At 62.5% G+C, this 19,544-nt stretch carries 13 protein-coding genes; 8 read left to right on the forward strand and 5 right to left on the reverse strand.

All coding sequences use genetic code 11. From position 1 onward, the window contains the following. The first annotated feature begins 118 nt into the window (after window positions 1–118). Window positions 119–1,801, forward strand: a complete 1,683-nt coding sequence (locus tag ACZ0AJ_RS01210) for an alkaline phosphatase D family protein (protein WP_499453411.1) — start codon at window positions 119–121, stop codon at window positions 1,799–1,801. A gap of 42 nt (window positions 1,802–1,843) precedes the next feature. Here ACZ0AJ_RS01210 and ACZ0AJ_RS01215 read toward each other — a convergent pair whose 3' ends face one another. The 5 genes from ACZ0AJ_RS01215 to nhaR form a co-directional block, all read right to left on the reverse strand. Next, on the reverse strand, window positions 1,844–2,203 hold the full coding sequence (locus ACZ0AJ_RS01215) for a hypothetical protein (protein ID WP_499453413.1): 360 nt from the start codon (window positions 2,201–2,203) through the stop codon (window positions 1,844–1,846). Between the two features lie 28 nt (window positions 2,204–2,231). Then, window positions 2,232–3,782 (reverse strand): hybrid sensor histidine kinase/response regulator, encoded by a 1,551-nt coding sequence (locus tag ACZ0AJ_RS01220; RefSeq protein WP_499453415.1) that lies wholly within the window; start codon window positions 3,780–3,782, stop codon window positions 2,232–2,234. Between the two features lie 6 nt (window positions 3,783–3,788). Then, a complete protein-coding gene (locus tag ACZ0AJ_RS01225) occupies window positions 3,789–4,592 on the reverse strand; it encodes an alpha/beta fold hydrolase (protein ID WP_499453417.1) in 804 nt (267 codons plus the stop codon). An 86-nt stretch (window positions 4,593–4,678) separates the two neighbouring features. Next, window positions 4,679–6,019, reverse strand: coding sequence for a hemolysin family protein (locus ACZ0AJ_RS01230; RefSeq protein WP_183557055.1), 1,341 nt, complete (start codon window positions 6,017–6,019; stop codon window positions 4,679–4,681). A 59-nt stretch (window positions 6,020–6,078) separates the two neighbouring features. Then, window positions 6,079–6,987 carry a transcriptional activator NhaR gene (gene nhaR, locus ACZ0AJ_RS01235; RefSeq protein ID WP_499453419.1) on the reverse strand — a complete coding sequence of 303 codons (909 nt, stop codon included), beginning with the start codon at window positions 6,985–6,987 and terminating at the stop codon, window positions 6,079–6,081. A 115-nt stretch (window positions 6,988–7,102) separates the two neighbouring features. Here nhaR and ACZ0AJ_RS01240 point away from each other — a divergent pair, with 115 nt between their 5' ends. From ACZ0AJ_RS01240 to ACZ0AJ_RS01270, 7 genes are all read left to right on the forward strand, one after another. After that, a complete protein-coding gene (locus ACZ0AJ_RS01240) occupies window positions 7,103–8,149 on the forward strand; it encodes a DUF475 domain-containing protein (RefSeq protein WP_258836550.1) in 1,047 nt (348 codons plus the stop codon). A gap of 118 nt (window positions 8,150–8,267) precedes the next feature. After that, window positions 8,268–8,843: a TerD family protein gene (locus tag ACZ0AJ_RS01245; protein WP_183557061.1), complete on the forward strand. Its 576-nt coding sequence runs from the start codon at window positions 8,268–8,270 to the stop codon at window positions 8,841–8,843. Between the two features lie 63 nt (window positions 8,844–8,906). Continuing rightward, window positions 8,907–9,602: a TIGR00266 family protein gene (locus tag ACZ0AJ_RS01250; RefSeq protein ID WP_499453422.1), complete on the forward strand. Its 696-nt coding sequence runs from the start codon at window positions 8,907–8,909 to the stop codon at window positions 9,600–9,602. 12 nt (window positions 9,603–9,614) lie between these two features. After that, window positions 9,615–10,199, forward strand: a complete 585-nt coding sequence (locus ACZ0AJ_RS01255; protein ID WP_499453423.1) for a TerD family protein — start codon at window positions 9,615–9,617, stop codon at window positions 10,197–10,199. Between the two features lie 381 nt (window positions 10,200–10,580). Further along, window positions 10,581–12,197: a methyl-accepting chemotaxis protein gene (locus tag ACZ0AJ_RS01260; protein ID WP_499453425.1), complete on the forward strand. Its 1,617-nt coding sequence runs from the start codon at window positions 10,581–10,583 to the stop codon at window positions 12,195–12,197. Between the two features lie 94 nt (window positions 12,198–12,291). After that, window positions 12,292–15,135 (forward strand): PAS domain-containing protein, encoded by a 2,844-nt coding sequence (locus ACZ0AJ_RS01265; RefSeq protein WP_499453427.1) that lies wholly within the window; start codon window positions 12,292–12,294, stop codon window positions 15,133–15,135. 227 nt (window positions 15,136–15,362) lie between these two features. Beyond that, the gene (locus ACZ0AJ_RS01270) at window positions 15,363–19,502 is read left to right on the forward strand and encodes a CheR family methyltransferase (RefSeq protein WP_499453429.1); all 4,140 of its coding nucleotides are present in this window, start codon (window positions 15,363–15,365) and stop codon (window positions 19,500–19,502) included. Window positions 19,503–19,544: the final 42 nt, after the last annotated feature.

The raw sequence follows: 19,544 nt of genomic DNA on the forward strand, positions 1-19,544 counted from the left end.
TCCGGCCGGGCGTTTTTTCACGCCCGGCACTTCATGCCCCATGCATCGCCCACGTCATCAGAGCGTCATCGGCGCTGGCTAAGATTTGCCGTCTTTCACTTTTACCAACTGCCATCCCATGAACCAATCGCCCTCACGCCGCAATTTCATTCGTACCTTCTCCCTCGGCACCGTCGCCGTGTCGACCCTCCCGCTCGCGGCCTGCGGCGGTGATGGCGACGACCGCACCGTCAGCTTCGCGCATGGCGTGGCCAGCGGCGATCCGCTGGCCGACCGCGTCATCCTGTGGACGCGCATCACGGCCACCGGTACCGCCGACATCGATGTCGGCTGGGAGATCTCGGAGACGAGCGACTTTTCGCGTACGGTGGCCTCGGGCAGCCTGCGCACCGGCAGCGCCAGCGACTTCACGGTCAAAGTGGATGCAACCGGCCTGACGGCCAACCGCAGCTATTTCTACCGCTTCGGCTGCTACGGCCAGCTCTCGCCGGTGGGCCGTACCAAGACACTGCCAACGGGCAGCGTCTCGCGCGTGCGCTTTGCCGTGTTCAGCTGCTCGAACTACCCGGCCGGCTACTTCAACGTGTATGCCGATGCCGCCAGGTTCGACGATATCGATGTCGGCCTGCACCTGGGCGACTACATCTACGAATACGCCGCCGGCGGCTATGCCTCGCAGAACGCGGGCACCCTGGGGCGCGTGTCGAAGCCGGCCACCGAGATCATCACGCTGACGGATTACCGGATCCGCTTCCAGCAATACCGCACCGACCCCGACCTGCAGGCGGTGCATGCGCGTATGCCCTTCATCGCCGTCTGGGATGACCATGAACTGACCAACGACACCTGGAGCGGCGGCGCCGAGAACCACGACCCGGCCACGGAAGGCCTGTGGTCGGCGCGGCGCCAGATGGCGATCCAGGCGTATCACGAGTGGATGCCGATCCGTGTGCCGGATGCCGCGCGCCCGGACAGGATCTACCGCTCGTTCGACTTCGGCAACCTGCTGTCGCTGCACATGCTGGACACCCGCGTGATCGGTCGCGACAAGCAGCTGGCCCTGGCCAGCTATGTCGGCGCCGACCGCAGCTTCAACAGCGCGGCCTTCACTGCCGACGTGACGAACCCGGCGCGCCAGCTGATGGGCACGGAGCAGACTGCCTGGCTGCGCAACCAGATGACCAAGTCGACTGCCACCTGGCAGATCCTGGGCCAGCAGGTACTGATGGCGCGCATGCTGCTGCCGGCACCGATGGTGCTGGGCACGACGGGCTATGCGGCGTACTTCGCGATCGCTGCCAAGGTCAAGGCCGGTGTGGCGCTGAGCGCCGCCGAACAGCAGCTGCTCGCGGCCACGCCGGTGCCGTACAACCTCGATGCCTGGGATGGCTACCATGCCGCGCGCGAGACGGTGCTGAACATGGCGCAGACGCTGAACAAGAACATGGTGGTTCTGGCAGGCGACACCCACAATGCCTGGGCCAGCGACCTGGCCGACCAGCAGGGGCGGGCAGTGGGCGTCGAATTCGGCGTGCCGGCCGTGACCTCGCCTGGTTTCGAAAGCTATTTCCCGACTGTCGCGCCGGCCATCGTCGCGGGCGGCATGGAGCAGCTGATCGGCCCGCTGCAATATGCCGAGACGGCGTCGCGCGGCTTTGTCGTGCTGACGGTCACGCCGACCGAAACACGGGCCGAGTACCGTTATGTCGATACGGTCACGTCGAAAACGTACAAGGCGGTCGTCGGCAAGACGCTGCGCATGTTGCCGGGCGCAGCGAACCGCAAGATCGTCGCCGCCTGACGGGGGCATGGGGCGAGGCGCAAGTCCTCGCTCCGTACACTTTCAGCACACTCCCAGCTGCCAGACGAGCTTCTCCCGATCCTTCTCTAATAGCTGCACCTCGACCCCCTTGCTGGCCGAGCGCGTGATCACGACCGTCTTGTGAAAGTACGTGTACTGGATGCTGACCGCGCCCGAGCTCTCGGTGCGCTTCACATCGGCCCGGTCGAGGTTGAGCTTGAGGTTCTGCAGGATCTGCGCATCGGGCCAGCCGGCCGACAGGCGCACGTGGCGCGTGCGGTCGTCGCCATTGGCCTGCGGGTAGACGCGCTCGCAGGCGTGGGCGGGCGCTGGCGCCACGACGAACGCAGACAGTGACAGCAAGCCTGCTGCAAGAAGGTTCAGGGACAAGGCGCGGGTCATGGTGTCGATGCCGGTGAGGAACAGGTGCTTACTGTAGCAGCAAGCGCAGCCGCTCGATATCGATCGGCTTGGTCAGGTGATGGTCGAACCCGGCATCGCGCGCCAGTTGGCGGTCGCGCTCCTGGCCCCAGCCCGTCGCCGCAATCAGTTTGGTGCTGGCGCAGGCATCCAGTCCGCGCAGGCGCCGCGCCAGCTCGTAGCCATTGAAGTCGGGCAGGCCGATATCGAGCAGCGCCACTTCGGGCAGGAAGTCCGGCGCCAGCGCCAGTGCGCCGGCCGCCGTATGCGCCAGCAGCGTCGTGCAGCCGAACAGCTCGAGCATCGTCGCCATCGTCTCGGCCGCATCGACATTGTCATCCACAACCAGCACCCGCAGTGGTGCTGGCTGGTCAGGCGCTGTTGCTATTTCTTCCGCCACCGCGCAACCTGCAATCAGTGGCAGGCGCAAGGTGAACTGGCTGCCGCGGCCCGGGCCATCGCTCTCCACCAGGATCTCGCCGTCATGCAGCAGGGCGATGCCGCGCGCCAGCGCCAGGCCGATGCCCAGGCCGCCGCAGGCGCGCTCGCGCCCCGGTTCCAGCTGGGTGAACAACTGGAAGATCGTGCCCAGCGCGCCCGCCGGAATGCCGATGCCGTTGTCGCGCACGCGCAGTTCGGCGTGGCCGGCCTGGCCCGCCAGTTCCACATCGATCAGCCCGCCATCGGGCGTGTACTTGGCCGCGTTGCCCAGCAGGTTGATCACCACCTGCGCCAGGCGCGTGGCGTCGCCATCCACCGTCAGCGGCGCCTCAGGCAGCGCCAGGCGCAGCGTGTGGCGCGCCGCCGTCATCACCGGCGCCATGTCGTGCACCGCGCCGCGCACCAGCGCCGCCATGTCGACCGGCGCGCGCCGCAGCTGCATGCGGTTCTGCGTGATGCGCGAGACTTCCATCAGGTCGTCCACCAGCCGCGTCAGGTGGCGCAGCTGGCGGTCGAACGCGCCGATCACGCGCGCATCTTCGTCGTTGCCGTGCTTGATCTTGAGTACGTCGAGCGCGCTGCGCATTGGAGCGAGCGGATTGCGCAGCTCGTGCGACAGCGTGGCCAGAAATTCATCCTTGCGCAGGTCGGCTGCCGACAATTGCGTGTTCACCGCCTGCAGTTGCAGGTCGCGCTGGCGCTGCACCTCGCGGCCACCATCGGCGGCCTCCGACTTGCACAGCAGTGCGTTTTCGTAGGCATGCCGGCCACCGGCGCGAAACAGGGCCCAGTGGTCGATCTCGCGATCGCCATCGCGGTGACGCACGAGCTGGAGCAGCACCGGCAGCCGCGCGCCACCTGCCATCAGGAGGTCGATCTGGATGTCGTGCGCCGCGCCCTCGCTCTGCAGGCGCGGCACGCAGCACGTGTAGTGGAACAGGCGGGCGCTGGCCGGTAGCAGGTCGTGCAGGCGCGTGCCCACCAGCGCGCCGGGGGCCATGCCGAGCCACGCATGCAAGCTGGCATTGGCCGTGAGGATCATGCCGTGTGCATCGGTTGCCATCAGGCCGCAAGCAGCCTGGTCGAAGAACAGGTCGGTCGCGGTGAGGGCGGCGTTCATGGATGGTCAGCTTGGCTGCTGTGTGAGGAAGGTGTCGATCGCGGCCGAGACGGCGGTCGGCGCACTCATGTGCGGACAGTGGCCGACATTCGGTACCATCGCGAACGTGCTGCCGGGCAGGTTCTGGTGCAGCCATTGGCCGGCGGTGCGCGGCGCGATCAGGTCGTCGCTGCATTGCAGGATCAGCGCCGGCGTCGTGGACCTGGGCACATCAAGGCGGTGGTCCGAGCGGAACGTGACGCTGGCAAAGTGATGGGCGATCTCGGGATTGTTGCGGCAAAAACTGGCCGTCAGCCCGGAGGCCAGGTGGGGCTGGTTGGGCGCGCCCATGATGGTGGGTGCAAGGCTGTGCGACCAGGTGATGAAGTTCGTCTCCATCGTCTCGAGCAGTTCGTCGATGTCGTCGCGCGTGAAGCCGCCGGTATAGTCGCCGTCGTTGATGTAGCAGGGCGACGGACTGACCATGATCTGCGCGGCAAAGCGCTCGGGCGCGGCGATCGTGGCCAGCATGCCGATGGTCGCGCCGACCGAGTGCCCGACAAACACTACCGGGCCGCTGGCATGGGCGTCGATTAGGGCGAGCAGATCGTCGGCGTGACCCTGCAGCGTCGCATGGCGGGCGCGGTCATAGGCCGAAAGATCCGAGCCGCCGGAGCCGACGAGATCGTAGGTGAGAACGCGATACCGGTGCTGGTAGGCGGGGGCGAGGTGACGCCACATCGTCTGGTCGCAACCGAAACCATGGGCAAACACCATGGTGGCGGCGCCCTGGCCGGCAAGGTGAACGTTATGGCGAAGCTGGGCGGACATTGAATGCCTCTCGTCGGTTCACGCAGATATACACAAAAAATAGCATCATTCTTGTGTAATGTCAGCAATGCCGATGTAAAAGGCGGTTAGTCGTGGTCGTCGTTCTCGCCAGCGCGGGTCAATTGCGGGATCACCTTGACCAGCAGGATGCGTGGGCCATTCATCTTCTTGACCACGACATCGAACTGCGGGAAGCCGATGCGCTGGCCCTGCTTGGGGATGTCGCCCAGCTTGGCCATCAACAGGCCGCCGACCGATTCGACATCGTCCAGCCCCATTTGTTCGTTGTCGATGTCGATGCCCAGCAGGCGTTCGAGCGAGAAGATCGGCAGGCTGGCCTTGCCGATCCAGGTGCCGTCGGCCTGCTTGAGCCAATCGTTTTCGTTCATCCGGAATTCATCGCGGATCTCGCCGACCATCGCGCCCAGCAGATTGTCGAGCGTGACGAAGCCAACCGGGCGCTTGCCTTTTTCGCCGATCAGCGCGAAGTGAGGCGCGCCGCCGCGGAAGCGCCGGAAGATGTCCTGCGCCGGCGTGCGCGCCGAAATCGATTCGACCGGTCGCAGGAACTGGGTCAGGTCGCCGATGGGCCGGCCCGACTGCAGCGCGAAATACAGGTCTTTCAGATGGACGATACCGATGACTTCTTCACCGTCCTTGTCGAAATACGGGTAGCGCGAAAAGCGGTTGCGGCGCACGGTTTCCAGATTCTGCTCAAGCGAGCGGCTGGCGTACAGGGCGCTGACTTCGTTGATCGGGCGCATCAGCTCGGACACGGCCAGCTGGCTGAAGTCGAGCGACTGGGCCAGGATATTGCGGTCGTCCTGCGTGATCTTTTCAGCCGGGTTGCTGGTGCGCAGAATCAGTTTGAGTTCGTCGAGCGAGTAGTGGTGGTCGTGCCCGCCCTTGCCGGCCAGGCCTGCCACGCGCAGCAGCGTATTGGCGCTGGCATTGAGCAGGGCGATCGCCGGATACATGGCCCAGTAGAACGCGTACAGCGGGATGGCGCACCACAGCGCCACCGATTCCGGCAGCCGGATCGCCAGCGTTTTCGGGGCCAGTTCGCCCACCACGATGTGCAGGAACGAAATCACCGAGAACGCGACGATGAACGAAATGCTGTGGATCAGCTCTTCGGACGTCACGCCGACAAACGCGAAGACCGGTTCGAGCAGGCTGGCAAAGGCCGGCTCGCCGACCCAGCCCAAGCCCAGCGATGCCAGCGTGATGCCCAGCTGGCAGGCCGACAGGTAGGCGTCGAGCTTGCCGTGGACTTTCTCCAGGATGCGTCCGCGCAGGCCGGTGGTCTTGGCGATGGCGTTCACGCGCGTCTTGCGCAGTGTGACGATACTGAATTCGGCGGCGACGAACAGGCCGTTCAGCGCGACCAGAAACAGGGCGAGAACGAGGAAGAGGATATTTTCCATGCTGGAGATGTATTAACAAAAGGCAAAGCAAGAGGGCATTGTACAACCCAACACGGCCCTTATCCGTCTGATAACGCGCCTTTGTGCACGGCCGACAGGATTGCCTCGACCGCCGGATGCTTGATCTTGCGTTCGTTCGAGATCGCATAGAAGTGTTCGCGCACCTCCGGCACCCGGCCGACCAGCTCGGCGCCGAGCTGGTAGTCGATGTCGGCAGCGGGCGCAGCTGGCGTGAAGAACAGCCCCAGGCCGCGTCGCCCAAAGGTATTCAATAACGCGTTGTCTTCGAACTCACCGACCACGTCGGGCCGGATCGCATGGCGCTCGAACCAGTCGTCGATCTTGCCGCGCAGCGCGTTGTTGCGCGTGGGCAGCAAAAACGGCGCCCCGTGCAGCGATGCCGGAAAATCATCGCGGTACGCGTGCGCCAGGGCCGGGGCGCCGACGACGAACATCTCGCTTTCGGAAAGCAGGTGGCTGAACACGCGCAGCGTGGTGCCGGTGGGCACGGCGCGGTCGGTCAGCACGACGTCGAGCTTGTGCAGCGCCAGGTCGCCCAGCAGCGCCTCGTACTGGTCTTCGTGGCACACCAGGCGCACCGGCGTGGCCAGCCGGGTCGTGACCTCGAGCAGGCGGTAGGCCGTGAACTTGGGCAGCGAATCGGAAATGCCCACTGCCAGACGGATGCGCGTGCTGTCGGAAGCGTCGAGCGCTTCCTGCATCTGCTCGCCCAGCAGGAATATCTGGTCGGCATACGACAGCGCCAGGCGGCCTGCTTCGGTCAGTGTCAGGCGCCGGCCTTGCTGGGTGAACAGTGCCTTGCCGAACGCCTGTTCAAGTAAGGTAAGCTGCGTACTCACTGTCTGGATGGCCAGGCCAAGGCGCTCGGCGGCGCGCGTAATGCTACCTTCCTTGGCAACTACCCAGAAGTAATAGAGGTGGCGAAAGTTGGGGAGTGCGTGGCTCATGGCTTCTGTTTTTCGGAAGTAATCCTCCGATTATCTTCGCTTTTTCAATCGCTTGGCAACCTTTACAATTGTTCGTCAGCACCGTTTTTTATAAATTATAAGAGGGGAAATATTAATGAAGTACTTTACCTGGTCATTCATCGTGACCGCGGTCTGTCTTGCCCTTGCGGCCTGGTGGGGATTCGACCATGGCGGCACGTCGGGCATGATTACCGCGCTGGGCGTGGCGGCCATTCTGGCCGTCATGGAAGTGTCGCTGTCGTTCGATAACGCGGTGGTCAACGCCTCGGTCCTCAAGACCTGGGACGAGTTCTGGATCAAGCTGTTCCTGGGCGTCGGCATCATCATCGCCGTGTTCGGCATGCGTCTGGTGTTCCCGCTGGTCATCGTGGCCGTGGCTGCCGACCTGGGCGCGGCAGAAGTCTGGAACCTGGCGCTGACCAATCCAAAAGCGTTCTCGATGCACCTGACCAACCACCACGCTGAAGTGGCGGCATTCGGCGGCATGTTCCTGCTGCTGGTGTTCCTGAACTTCATGCTGGACGATGAAAAGGAAACCCACTGGCTGGGCAACTTCGAAGCAAAACTGGGTTCGCTCGGCAAGGTGTCGTCGATCGCCGTCATGATCGCCATCGCCGCGCTGCTGTTCAGCCTGACGTATGTTGATGAAGCGCAGAAGATGGTCGTTGCGATCGCCGGTATGTGGGGCATCCTGGTCTATGTTGCTGTCGATATGCTTAGCAGCCTGCTGGAAAAGAGCGAATCGGGCGAGGGCGCTGTCGGTGACGCGGTCAAAAAAGGCGGTATCGGTGGTTTCCTGTACCTCGAAGTGCTGGATGCGTCGTTCTCGTTCGACGGTGTGATCGGCGCGTTCGCGATCACCAGCGACGTCGTGATCATCATGCTGGGCCTGGCAATCGGCGCGATGTTCGTGCGTTCGATGACCGTGTTCCTGGTGCGCAAGGGCACGCTGGATGAATACGTCTACCTCGAGCACGGCGCGCATTACGCGATCGGTATCCTGGCCGTGATCATGCTGGCCAGTATGAAGTGGCATGTGCCAGAGCTGATCACCGGCGGTGTGGGCGTGGCCTTCATCCTGGCATCGCTGTGGAGCTCGATTCAGTACAAGAAGAAGCACGCCGCACTGGGCGGCGCGTAAGCGGTAACCGGGCCGGCGGCATGCATGCCGGCCCTGCAGTACAGAATTCGCTGCGAGTGGCAGAACACCAGCTCGCGGCGCTTGCAACCCGGTGTTCACAATTTAGGAGATTCTCATCATGGCAATCAGTCTGCAAAAAGGCGGCAACGTCAACCTGTCGAAAGAAGCACCAGGCCTGACTTCACTGAAAGTCGCACTCGGCTGGGACATTCGCGCCACCGATGGCGCAGCCTTTGACCTCGACGGCGCTGTGTTCCTGCTCAATTCGTCCGGCAAAGTCCGTTCGGATGGCGACTTCATCTTCTATAACAACCTGAAGTCGAGCGACGGTTCGATCGTCCACTCGGGCGACAACACGACCGGCGCCGGCGACGGCGACGATGAATTCGTCACGATCGACCTGACCAAGGTTCCGGCCGACGTCGACAAGGTCGTCCTGGGTGTGACCATTCACGACGCCGAAACCCGTCGCCAGAACTTCGGCATGGTCGGCAAGGCGTTCATCCGCTGTGTCAACAACGCCACCAACGCCGAAGTCGCGCGCTACGACCTGTCGGAAGACGGTTCGACCGAAGCAGCCATGATCTTCGGTGAGGTCTACCGCAACGGCGCGGACTGGAAATTCCGCGCAATCGGCCAGGGCTTTGCCGGCGGCCTGGGGCCCCTGGCCCGCAACTACGGCGTCAACGTTTAATCAATCAAGCCAGGGCGCTTCTGCGGAGGCGCCCTGCGTGGAACCTCATTCTAAGGAAGCCAAATGCCAGTATTTACCGTGACCGGGGACGTCGATCCTTTCCTTCATGTGTCGATGAAGCAGGGCGAGACCATCTATTGCGAATCCGACGCGATGGTGATGATGGAATCGACCCTCGACCTCAAAGGCAAGATGAAGGGCGGGCTCGGTAGTGCGCTGATGCGCACCTTTGCCAACGGCGAGTCGTTCTTCCAGCAGCACATCGAAGCCACGCGCGGCGATGGCGACTGCCTGCTGTCGCCAACCCTGCCGGGTGCGATGCAGACGGTCGATGTCGGTCCGAACCACTACATCATCAGCGATGGCGCATTTGTCGCGGCCACGTCCGGTGTCGACCTCAAGGTGCGCACGCAAAGTCTGGGCAATGCGATCTTCGCCAACAGTGGCGGCTTTTTCGTTACCGAGACAGGCGGCCAGGGCCAGGTGGTGGTGTCGGGCTTCGGGTCGATGTCGGTGCTGGATGTCGAGCCAGGCAAGGACGCGATCATTGATAATTCGCACGTGGTGTGCTGGGACAGCACGCTGCGCTACGAAATTTCGATCACGACCGGCACCAGCGGCGGTTTCCTGGGTAACCTGATCAACAGCCAGACCAGTGGCGAGGGCATGGTCCTGCGCTTCTCGGGTCGTGGCAAGGTGTATGTATGTTCGCGCAACCGCACTGCATTCAAAGCCTGGATGCAGCAGCCAGCGAAATAACGGAGGAACACAATGTCAGTCAATCTGCAAAAAGGCCAGAAGATCTCTCTGGACAAGGAAGCCGGTGGCGGCCTGTCCCGCGTGACCATGGGTCTGGGTTGGGATGCGATCAAGTCGAAGGGTTTCTTCGGCTTCGGTGGCGGCAAGTCGGACGCCGTCGACCTGGACGCATCGGTGGTCATGTTCGACGAGTCGAACAAGCCGGTGGACGTGATCTGGTTCCGCCAGCTCAAGAGCAAGGACGGCAGCATCGTCCACACGGGCGACAACCGCACCGGCGCCGGTGATGGCGACGACGAGCAGATCACTGTCGACCTGAACGCCGTGCCGGCATCGGTCAAGGCGCTGGTCTTCACCGTCAACAGCTTCACCGGGCAGACTTTCGCCACGGTGGAGAACGCCTACTGCCGCCTGATCAATGCAGGCAACCAGCAGGAAGTCGCGCGCTTCAACCTGTCGGTGACGGGATCGCACTCGGCGCAGATCATGGCCAAGCTGTACCGCCATGGCGGCGAGTGGAAGATGCACGCGATCGGCGAGAACGGTAGTGGCCGTACGTTTGACGATCTGATGCCGCAGATTTCAGTGCATTTGTAATCGGCGCGATTGTTTGACCAGAGAACCGGGGCCATGTGCCCCGGTTTTTTATTCCTTGGTGAAAATAAGCTGGATGACAGTCGTAGGGTGGGCGGCTACGCCGTCCACGCGTTCAACCAACCTCACTCAGTGCTTTTGCGAAGTCCAGTTCAACATATAGGTGGGAAACCTGTCTGCACACGGACATAGGTAACACTTTTCAAATGAACAAGCTTGCAGCCAAAAAAAATCAGCAGACCTTCGCACTGTTGCTCAAAGACAACTACTTTTCAGGATATTGAACGTCAGAATCTATTTTTTGACGAGAAGTAGTCACTTCCGGGCTATCGTCTTTCTGTTGCGGTATTTGCTCCGCGCAAGAAAACTTTATCCAGGGCCTCCATGCTTTCCAAATTAACATTGCGTTTCCGACTGATCTCCACGCTGGCGGTCCTCGGTCTTCTCATTGCCGCCATCGGCGTGCTCGGCATCTACGGCATGCGTTCGAATCATGCCGCGCTCGAGCAGGTGTACAGCAACCAGCTCGCCTCGAGCATTGCAATCAACAATTCCAAGAACTTCCTGAACCGCGCCCGTTTCGGTCTGGATCGCGCCGTGTTCCATCCGGACGCGCCCGACGTCGCCAAGACGATCGCGCGCGCCAAGGGCTTCATCGACGACGCCAACAAATCGTGGCAAACCTATCTGGCCATGCCGCGCGATGGTGAGGAGGCAATACTGGCCAAGACGCTGGAAACCGAACGCACACGCTACATCAATGACGGCATGCTGGCGCTGGCCACCGCCATCGAGCAGGGTAATATCGAGCGCATCGAAGCGCTGTCGATGAAAGAAATGACGGCGCTGTACGGTATCTTCGACAAGGCGTCGGTCGCGCTGGACGACTACCAGCTGGCCACCGCCCGCCACGAGTTCGAGTCCAGCCTGGCGCTGTTTACCACCTTGATGTGGGCGGCGGGCCTGAGCGTGGTCTTCGGCCTCGTGCTGGCGATCGTGTCGTCGGTGCTCTTGCTGCGCGCAATCATGCGGCCGCTCGAGCAAGCCATCGGCCACTTTGACGCGATGGCCCACGGCGACTTGTCGACGACGGTCGTCGTCGATCGCCAGGATGAAATGGGCGCGCTGCTCAAGGGCTTGGCCTCGATGCAGGAGCAGTTGTCCGGCACCGTGCGCAGCGTGCGTGACAGCAGCATGTCGATCGCCACCGCCAGCGCCGAAATCGCCGCCGGCAACATGAACCTGTCGGGCCGCACCGAGCAGCAGGCCAGCAGCCTGGAAGAAACCGCGTCCTCGCTGGAAGAACTGACCAGCACCGTGCAGCACAATGCCGACAACGTCCGCCAGGCCAACAATGTGGCGCGCTCGGCATCCGAAGTGGCCATCCGCGGCGGGAAGCTGGTCGGGGACGTGGTCGAGACCATGAGCGCCATCAATGCGTCGTCCAAGCGCATCGTCGACATCATTTCCGTCATTGACGGCATCGCGTTCCAGACCAATATCCTGGCGCTCAATGCGGCCGTCGAAGCAGCGCGCGCCGGCGAGCAGGGCCGCGGCTTTGCGGTCGTCGCCAGTGAAGTGCGCAATCTGGCGCAGCGTTCGGCAGCGGCAGCAAAAGAGATCAAGGAATTGATCGGCACGTCGGTGACCAATGTCGAGGCGGGTACGGCCCTGGTCGACAGCACCGGCACCACGATGAACGAGATCGTTTCGAGTGTAAAACGGGTCTCGGACATCATGGCCGAGATCCTGGCTGCCGGCGAAGAGCAGACGTCGGGCATTGGCCAGATCAACGAAGCGGTCAGCCTGATGGACCAGGCAACCCAGCAGAACGCGGCCCTGGTCGAAGAAGCGGCGGCCGCCACCGGCGCGCTGCAAGAGCAGGCCCAGGCGCTGCAGCAGATGGTCAGCGTGTTCAAGGTCGACGCACAGGCGGCCGGGCAGCAGCACGGGCGCGCGCTCGGGCACAAGGCGCAGCAGCGCATCGCCATCGCAGCGTAGTGCAGTGGGGGGCACCGCCCATGCCATAATGCCGGCATCATGAGCGTGCGCACCCCTTTTCCGCTGACAGCCGGTCCCGTAGCCTGTCGATCCCATGCGTAATCCCAACGCATTTCCCATCGACGGCGGGGCGCTCGGCGCCGCAATTCGCGAGCATGACTGGGCTGCCACGCCGCTGGGGCCCATCGAGGATTGGCCGGCCACCCTGCGCACCGGCGTGAGCATCGTGCTCGGTTCGGCGTTCCCCAGTTTTCTGGTCTGGGGCGCCGGGCAAACCCTCCTGTATAACGACTCTTACGCCGAGATCCTGTGCGACAAGCACCCGCGCGCACTGGGCGGCAGCTTCCAGGCCGCCTGGCCCGAAATCTGGGACGTGCTCGCCCCGCTGGTCGACCGCACGCTCGTCGGTGGTGAGTCGTACAAGATGCACGACCTGCCGCTGGTCATGCAGCGCAAGGGCTATGCCGAGCATACCTGGTTCACGTTTTCGTACGGCCCGGTGCGCGGCGACGACGGCGAGATCCTTGGCCTGTTATGCACCTGCATCGACACCACCGACACCATCCTCACCCGGCGCCGTCAGGTAGCCGACGAAGCCGTGCTGCGCGAGCACGAAAGCAATTCGCGCATCGATGCCGAGCGGGTGCAACTGGCACTGGCCGCAGGCGCCATCATCGGCACCTGGTTCTGGGATTTGCCCACCGACCGGTTCACGGTCGACGAGGCGTTTGCGCGCGCCTTCGGCCTCGACCCGGCGCTCGGGCGCGTCGGTCTGAGCCTGGCCCAGATCGTCGCCACGGTCCATCCCGACGACCAGGCCGGCCTGGCGCAGGCGATCAACACGGTCATCGCGCGCGGCGGCCATTATGCCCACCAGTACCGTGTCAGGCGCACCGACGGGCGCTACTACTGGATCGAGGCCAACGGCCGGGTCGATCTGGCGCCGGACGGCACCGGGCTGTCGTTCCCGGGCGTGCTGATCGACGTCGAGGGCCGGCGCGCGGTCGAGGCTGAACGCGACCAGGCGATCCTCAAGCTGCGCGCCCTCAACGAGCAGCTCGAGCAGAAAGTCATTGCCCAGGCGCTGGCGCGCGGCCGCACCTGGCAGGTCAGCCCTGACATCCTGGGCGTGCTCAATGCCGACGGCTTCGTCGAGACGTCGAACCCGGCCTGGGAAGCCAGCCTGGGCTGGACCGAGGAAGAAATCGCCCGCACGCACTTCATGGAGTTCATCCATCCCGACGATCACGCGCTGACCCGGGCCGTGTGGCGTGATGCACTCGAGCGCAACATCCCGGCGCTGCGATTCGAAAACCGCCACCGCCACAAGGCCGGCGGCTGGCGCTGGCTGTCGTGGGTGGCGGTCCCGGACGACGGCAAGGTGTATTGCTCGGCGCGTGACGTGACCCTTGAAAAAGAAGCCCAGGCCGAACGCGACCGCATGTGGGACACATCGCCCGACCTGTTGCTCACGATTGATGCCAATGGCGTGTTCCGGCGCGTCAATCCGGCATGGACCCATTTGCTTGGCTACACGCCCGGCGAACTCGTAGGGCATCACACCAATGAATTCGTCGTGGCCGAAGACCATGCCTCGACGATGAATGCGTATGGCGCTGCAGCGGAAGGCGAGCAGCCGCATCTGGTCAACAGCTATCGCCACAAGGACGGCTCGATACGCTGGATTTCGTGGGCCGCGGCGCCAGCAGGCAGCGTGACGTATGCGACCGGCCGCGACATCACGGTCGAGCGCGAGCGCCAGGCCGAGCTCGAACGGGCCCAGGAGCAGCTGCGCCACTCGCAGAAAATGGAAGCGGTCGGCCAGCTCACCGGCGGCCTGGCGCATGACTTCAACAATCTGCTGGCCGGCATCGCGGGCAGTCTGGATCTGGTCAAGATCCGCATCGCGCAAGACCGCGTGGGCGATGTCGATCGCTACATCGGCGTGGCGCAGGGGGCGACCCGGCGCGCTGCGGCGCTGACCCATCGCCTGCTGGCGTTCTCGCGCCGCCAGACGCTCGCACCGACGGCCATCTGCGTCAACGCGATGGTCGATGGCATGCTTGACATGATCCGGCGCACGGTCGGCCCCGGCGTGCAGGTGGAGCCACGCGCCGAGCGCGCGCTGTGGGCGGCGCTGGTGGACCAGTCGCAGCTTGAAAATGCATTGCTGAACCTGTGCATCAACGCGCGCGACGCCATGCCGGCCGGCGGCTCGATTACTATCGAAACCGCCAATCGCCAAATCGACCCCGTTGCCGCCCGCGCGCTCGAACTGCCGCCTGGTGACTACCTGACGCTGTCGGTGTCCGACGCCGGTACCGGCATGGCGCCGGACGTGGTGGCCAAGGCGTTCGACCCGTTCTTTACGACCAAGCCGATCGGGCAGGGCACGGGGCTGGGCCTGTCGATGATCTACGGCTTCGCCAAGCAGTCTGGCGGCCAGGTGCACATCGATTCGGCGGTAGGGCGGGGCACCACGGTGAGCATTTACCTGCCGCGCCATCGCGGCCAGGCCGAGGGCGTCGATGCCGCGCAGCCGGTGGCGCTGGCATCCCCGGACGGCCGGGGCGAGACGATCCTGGTGGTCGACGACGAGCCAAGCGTGCGCATGCTGGTGGTCGATCTGCTGGAAGACCTGGGATACCACGTACTGAACGCCGAAGATGGCGCCGGCGGTCTGGCCCTGCTGCAATCGGCCACGCGCATCGATCTCCTGATCACCGATGTCGGATTGCCCGGGATGAACGGGCGACAGATGGCTGATGCCGCGCGGGTGGGACGGCCTGAATTGAAAGTGCTTTTCATCACCGGCTATGCCGAAACCGCCTTGCTCGACAACGGGCAGCTAGGGCCCGACATGGCGATCCTTACCAAGCCGTTTTCGATCGACATGATGGCGCAGCGGGTGCGGGAGATGGTGGCCCGACGAGCTTGATGTGATCGATGAACCGCATTCCTGCAAGGACTGCAGGTGGGTCAGGTCGGAAATCAGAAAAACCAATATTTATGTATCGCAACTTCAGTATAAGCGTAGAAATTCTGGTCCTGAAATTGTTGGACTTTTCGTTAATTTCTTAAAAATATTGCGCTAATTGCCCCTGATTTGACTCGAATCAATGTGCGGTAATCTAGAATACCCACGAGTTAACACTTGGTTACATCATGACGAATCCTGGGAAACTTCCAAGTGCGCTCCTCGCCGACCAGGCAAGCGTCCCATCGACCTTGGATTTCCCGGTCGTCGGCATAGGTGCTTCTGCCGGTGGCATGACTGCCTTGCTCAATATGTTCGAGCACATGCCTGTATCACACGATATGGCCTTCGTGGTAATCCTGCACCTGTCGCCGACGCACCCCAGTGCGGCTGCCGCCATTCTTCAGCGTTCGACACGCATGCCGGTAGTACAAGTTACCGCCAAGGTAAAGATCGAACCAAGCCACATCTATGTCATTGCTCCAAACCATCAACTATCCATGTTCGATGGTTTTTTAGTGGTCAGCGAGCTGGAACGGCCGCGCGGCAAGCATGTCGCCATTGACCTGTTCTTTCGCACGCTGGCGGAGGTGCACCGGGAGCGCGCGATCGCCATTGTATTGTCGGGTACGGGAAGCGATGGCGCCGTGGGGCTGGCCCGTATCAAGGAGAATGGCGGACTTACCCTCGCGCAGGCGCCCGATGATGCCGAGTACGAGGGCATGCCGCTGGCTGCCATCCGTACGAACGCCGTCGATTTCGTCCTCCCGGTGATCGATATTCCGCAAAAGCTCATCGAGTTGTGGGATAACGCCAGGATCATCGAGCTGCCATTGCCGGGCGATGGAGAGGCGCCAATTGCCCTGCTTCCCGGCCCGGTCGAAGCGGCAGTTGCCGAAGAGGCCTTGCAGCAGATTATCGGTCAGCTGTTTACCCACACGGGCCACGATTTTCGGCACTACAAACGTGCCACGGTGCTGCGTCGCATTGAACGGCGCCTGCAGGTGCGCGCCGTGCGTACGCTGCCGGAATACAGCGAAGTCCTCGAGGCCGATCCTGGCGAATTCAAGGCCTTGCTCGATGACATGCTCATTGGGGTGACCAACTTCTTCCGCGACCGTGAAGCCTTCGAAGCACTTGAACGTGATGTCATTCCCGATTTGTTCAAGGACAAAGGTCCAGGGGAGGTCCGCGCGTGGGTAGCGGCCTGTGCCAGTGGGGAGGAAGCCTATTCGCTGGCCATCCTGTTGACCGAACAGGCAGCGCTGAATGACAACGCGCCGCCGTTTCAGGTGTTTGCGTCGGATATTGACGAGCACGCCATCAATACGGCGCGCGCAGGTATTTATCCAGGCGCGATCATCACCGACGTGGCACCGGCGCGACTGCGGCAATATTTCACAAAAGAAGATGAGCGTTACCGTATCCGAAAGTCAGTACGCGACCGGATTTTGTTCGCAGCGCATAATCTCCTGCGCGACCCGCCTTTCTCGCGGCTCGACCTGGTTACTTGCCGCAACCTGCTGATTTACCTGAACCGGGATGTGCAGTCGAAGGTACTGCAAATGTTTCACTTTGCGCTCAAACCCGGCGGGTTTCTGTTTCTGGGCAGTTCTGAATCGGCCGATGCGGTCGCCGATTATTTCATCCCGGTCGACAAGAAAAACCGCATCTACCGCGCGCGTTTTGATATTCCCCAGGTGCAATATCAAAGTCCCGGCAGAGCCGGTTTTGGCGTACGCATGCCGGAAAGTCTCCGCAGCCGGGTACCGCTGAAGCGCGCCTTGTCCTACGGCGCACTGCACCAGCGCGCGCTGGCGAAGATTGCCCCGCCTTCCGCCATCATCGACCGCGACGGCAATATCGTTCACCTGTCCGAGCATGCCGGGCAATTCGTGCGGATGACCGGCGGCGAGCCGTCACGCAGTTTGCTCAATCTGATCCTGCCCGAATTACGTCTCGAATTGCGCTCGGCGCTGTTTCAGGTTACCCAGGGCAATGCGGCGATTACCTGCCGCCCGATTGCGCTGGCCAGCCACTTGGCACCTTACCCGATCGCGATGACGCTGCAACCGTTTCGCGACGAAGAGGCCGAGAGCGATTTCGTGCTGGTGTTGTTCAGGCAAGCCGAGGAGACGTCAGGGTCACTGGTCGAAAAGCACCCCAGCGGGAGTCACGATGTGGTGCTGGCCCAGCTCGAGGCTGAACTCCAGCGCAGGCGTGAACAGTTGCAAGAGACGATCGAAAGCTCCGAGGTGTCGACCGAAGAGTTGCGCGCGTCGAACGAAGAGCTGCAGGCCATCAATGAAGAGCTGCGCTCGGCGACCGAAGAACTGGAGACCAGCAAGGAAGAGCTGCAATCCGTCAATGAAGAGTTGGTCACCGTTAATTATGAGCTGAAGGTGAAAGTCGAGGAAACAGGCAAGGCCAACGATGACCTGAACAACCTGATCGCCTCGACTGACATCCCGACCATCTTCGTCGACGGCGGCATGCGCATCAAGCGCTTCACGCCGCGCGCGGCAGATCTGTTTTCGATCATCGCGTCCGACGTCGGTCGTTCGCTGCTCGACCTGACCCATAAACTCGATTACGAGCAATTGCCGGAAGACGTCAATGCGACGTTCGAGACACTGCGCCTGGTAGAACGTGAAGTGCGCAGCAATGAAGGGCGTTGCTACATCGTGCGCTTGCTGCCATACCGGACCAACCAGGATCGGATTGAAGGTGCGGTGATGACGTTCTTCGATGTTACGCTGCGACGTCAGGCCGAAGAGCAGGCGCGCGCCAGCGAAGCGCGCATGCGCCTCGTGGCCGAGAGCGCGGGCGATTACGCCATCATCACGCTCGACGCGGAGGGAAGAGTAACAAGCTGGAGCAGGGGAGCGGAATACGTGTTTGGCTACAGCGCACAAGAAATGGCTCAGCAGACGCTGGAGCGTTTGTTCGTTCCGGAAGACATCGCCAATGGCGTGCCGGCCGACGAGTTGCGGTGCGCACTTCTCGATGGCAGGGCCGAGGACGAACGGTGGCACGTGCGCAAGGATGGCTCGCGTTTCTACTGCAGCGGGGTCACGACGCCGCTGTTTGACGATGCTTTTTACGGCTATGCCAAGATTGCGCGCGACGCGACAGTGCGCGTGCGCCACGAGAACGAACGCGAGCAGGCACTTGGCCGGGAGCAGGTCAGCCGTTCGGAAGCGCAGCAAGACTCAGCCCTGAAAGAAGAGTTCCTGTCGGTGATGGCGCACGAACTGCGTAATCCCTTGAACATGATCAACATCAATGTCGAACTGCTTTCACGGATGCCCGTGGTGCGGGAGGCGCCCGGCTTCCCCCGTATCGCCAAGGGGATTCGCAACGCGGTGACAAGCCAGGCAAAAATCATTGATGATTTGATGGATATGTCGCGCATACGAACAGGCAAGTTGTCTCTGGCGAAAGTGCCCCTTGATATAGGACGTGTCGTCTGCGAACTCATCGACACTGCGCGCGCCGGGGATGCTGCCAGCGAAGTGGCGATCGGTTTCTCCGATAACGGGGAAGGTGCAATGGTACTGGCCGACAAGGTACGCATCGAACAGGTTGTGATGAATTTGCTGAGCAATGCAATGAAATTCACGCCCGCGGGCGGCCATGTCGAGGTGTCGATCGTGCGCGAGGATGCATGGGTACGGCTGGACGTGGTCGACAACGGACAAGGTATCGCGCCGGAATTTTTACCCCATGTATTCGATATGTATGGACAGAGCGGCGCGGTGATACACCGTGCAAATGGCGGCCTCGGTATCGGCCTGGCGCTGGTCTGCGACATCATGAAATTGCATGGCGGTCGTGTCGAAGCATTTTCGGACGGGGTGGGCAAAGGCGCGCGCTTCGGCGTCTGGCTTCCGCTGGCGGCAAGTGCCGAGTCGTCACCACAGCAAGGTCAGCGCAGCATGGACGAGGCCCTCGCAGGGCGGCGCATCCTGGTGATCGACCCTGTGCGTGACATGCTCGACGTGTTCACGTCCCTGCTGGAGGTGAGCGGGGCGACCGTATTTGCCGCTATCAGTGCCGAAGAGGGGCTGCGCATTCTGGGCCAGGAGACTGTCGACCTCTTGATTGCGGACATATCGACAAACACCGCCGACGGTCTTGGCCTCATGCAGCGAGTGCGTGCGCAGGAGCAGTTTGTGACGTTGCCTGCCATCGCCGTGAGCAGCATGCAGCGCGCTGACAATATTGCAGCAGCCATTGCCGCCGGATTTTCAGTACAACTCGGCAAACCGATGTCGGTGGAAGAGCTGAGCGCTACAGTACGTCATTTGCTGCAAGAACATTCCTGATCCGGCAGCGGATGCGTGACGGGGCTGATCGTCGATAACGGT

This window comes from Telluria sp. AC161, from assembly GCF_979258535.1.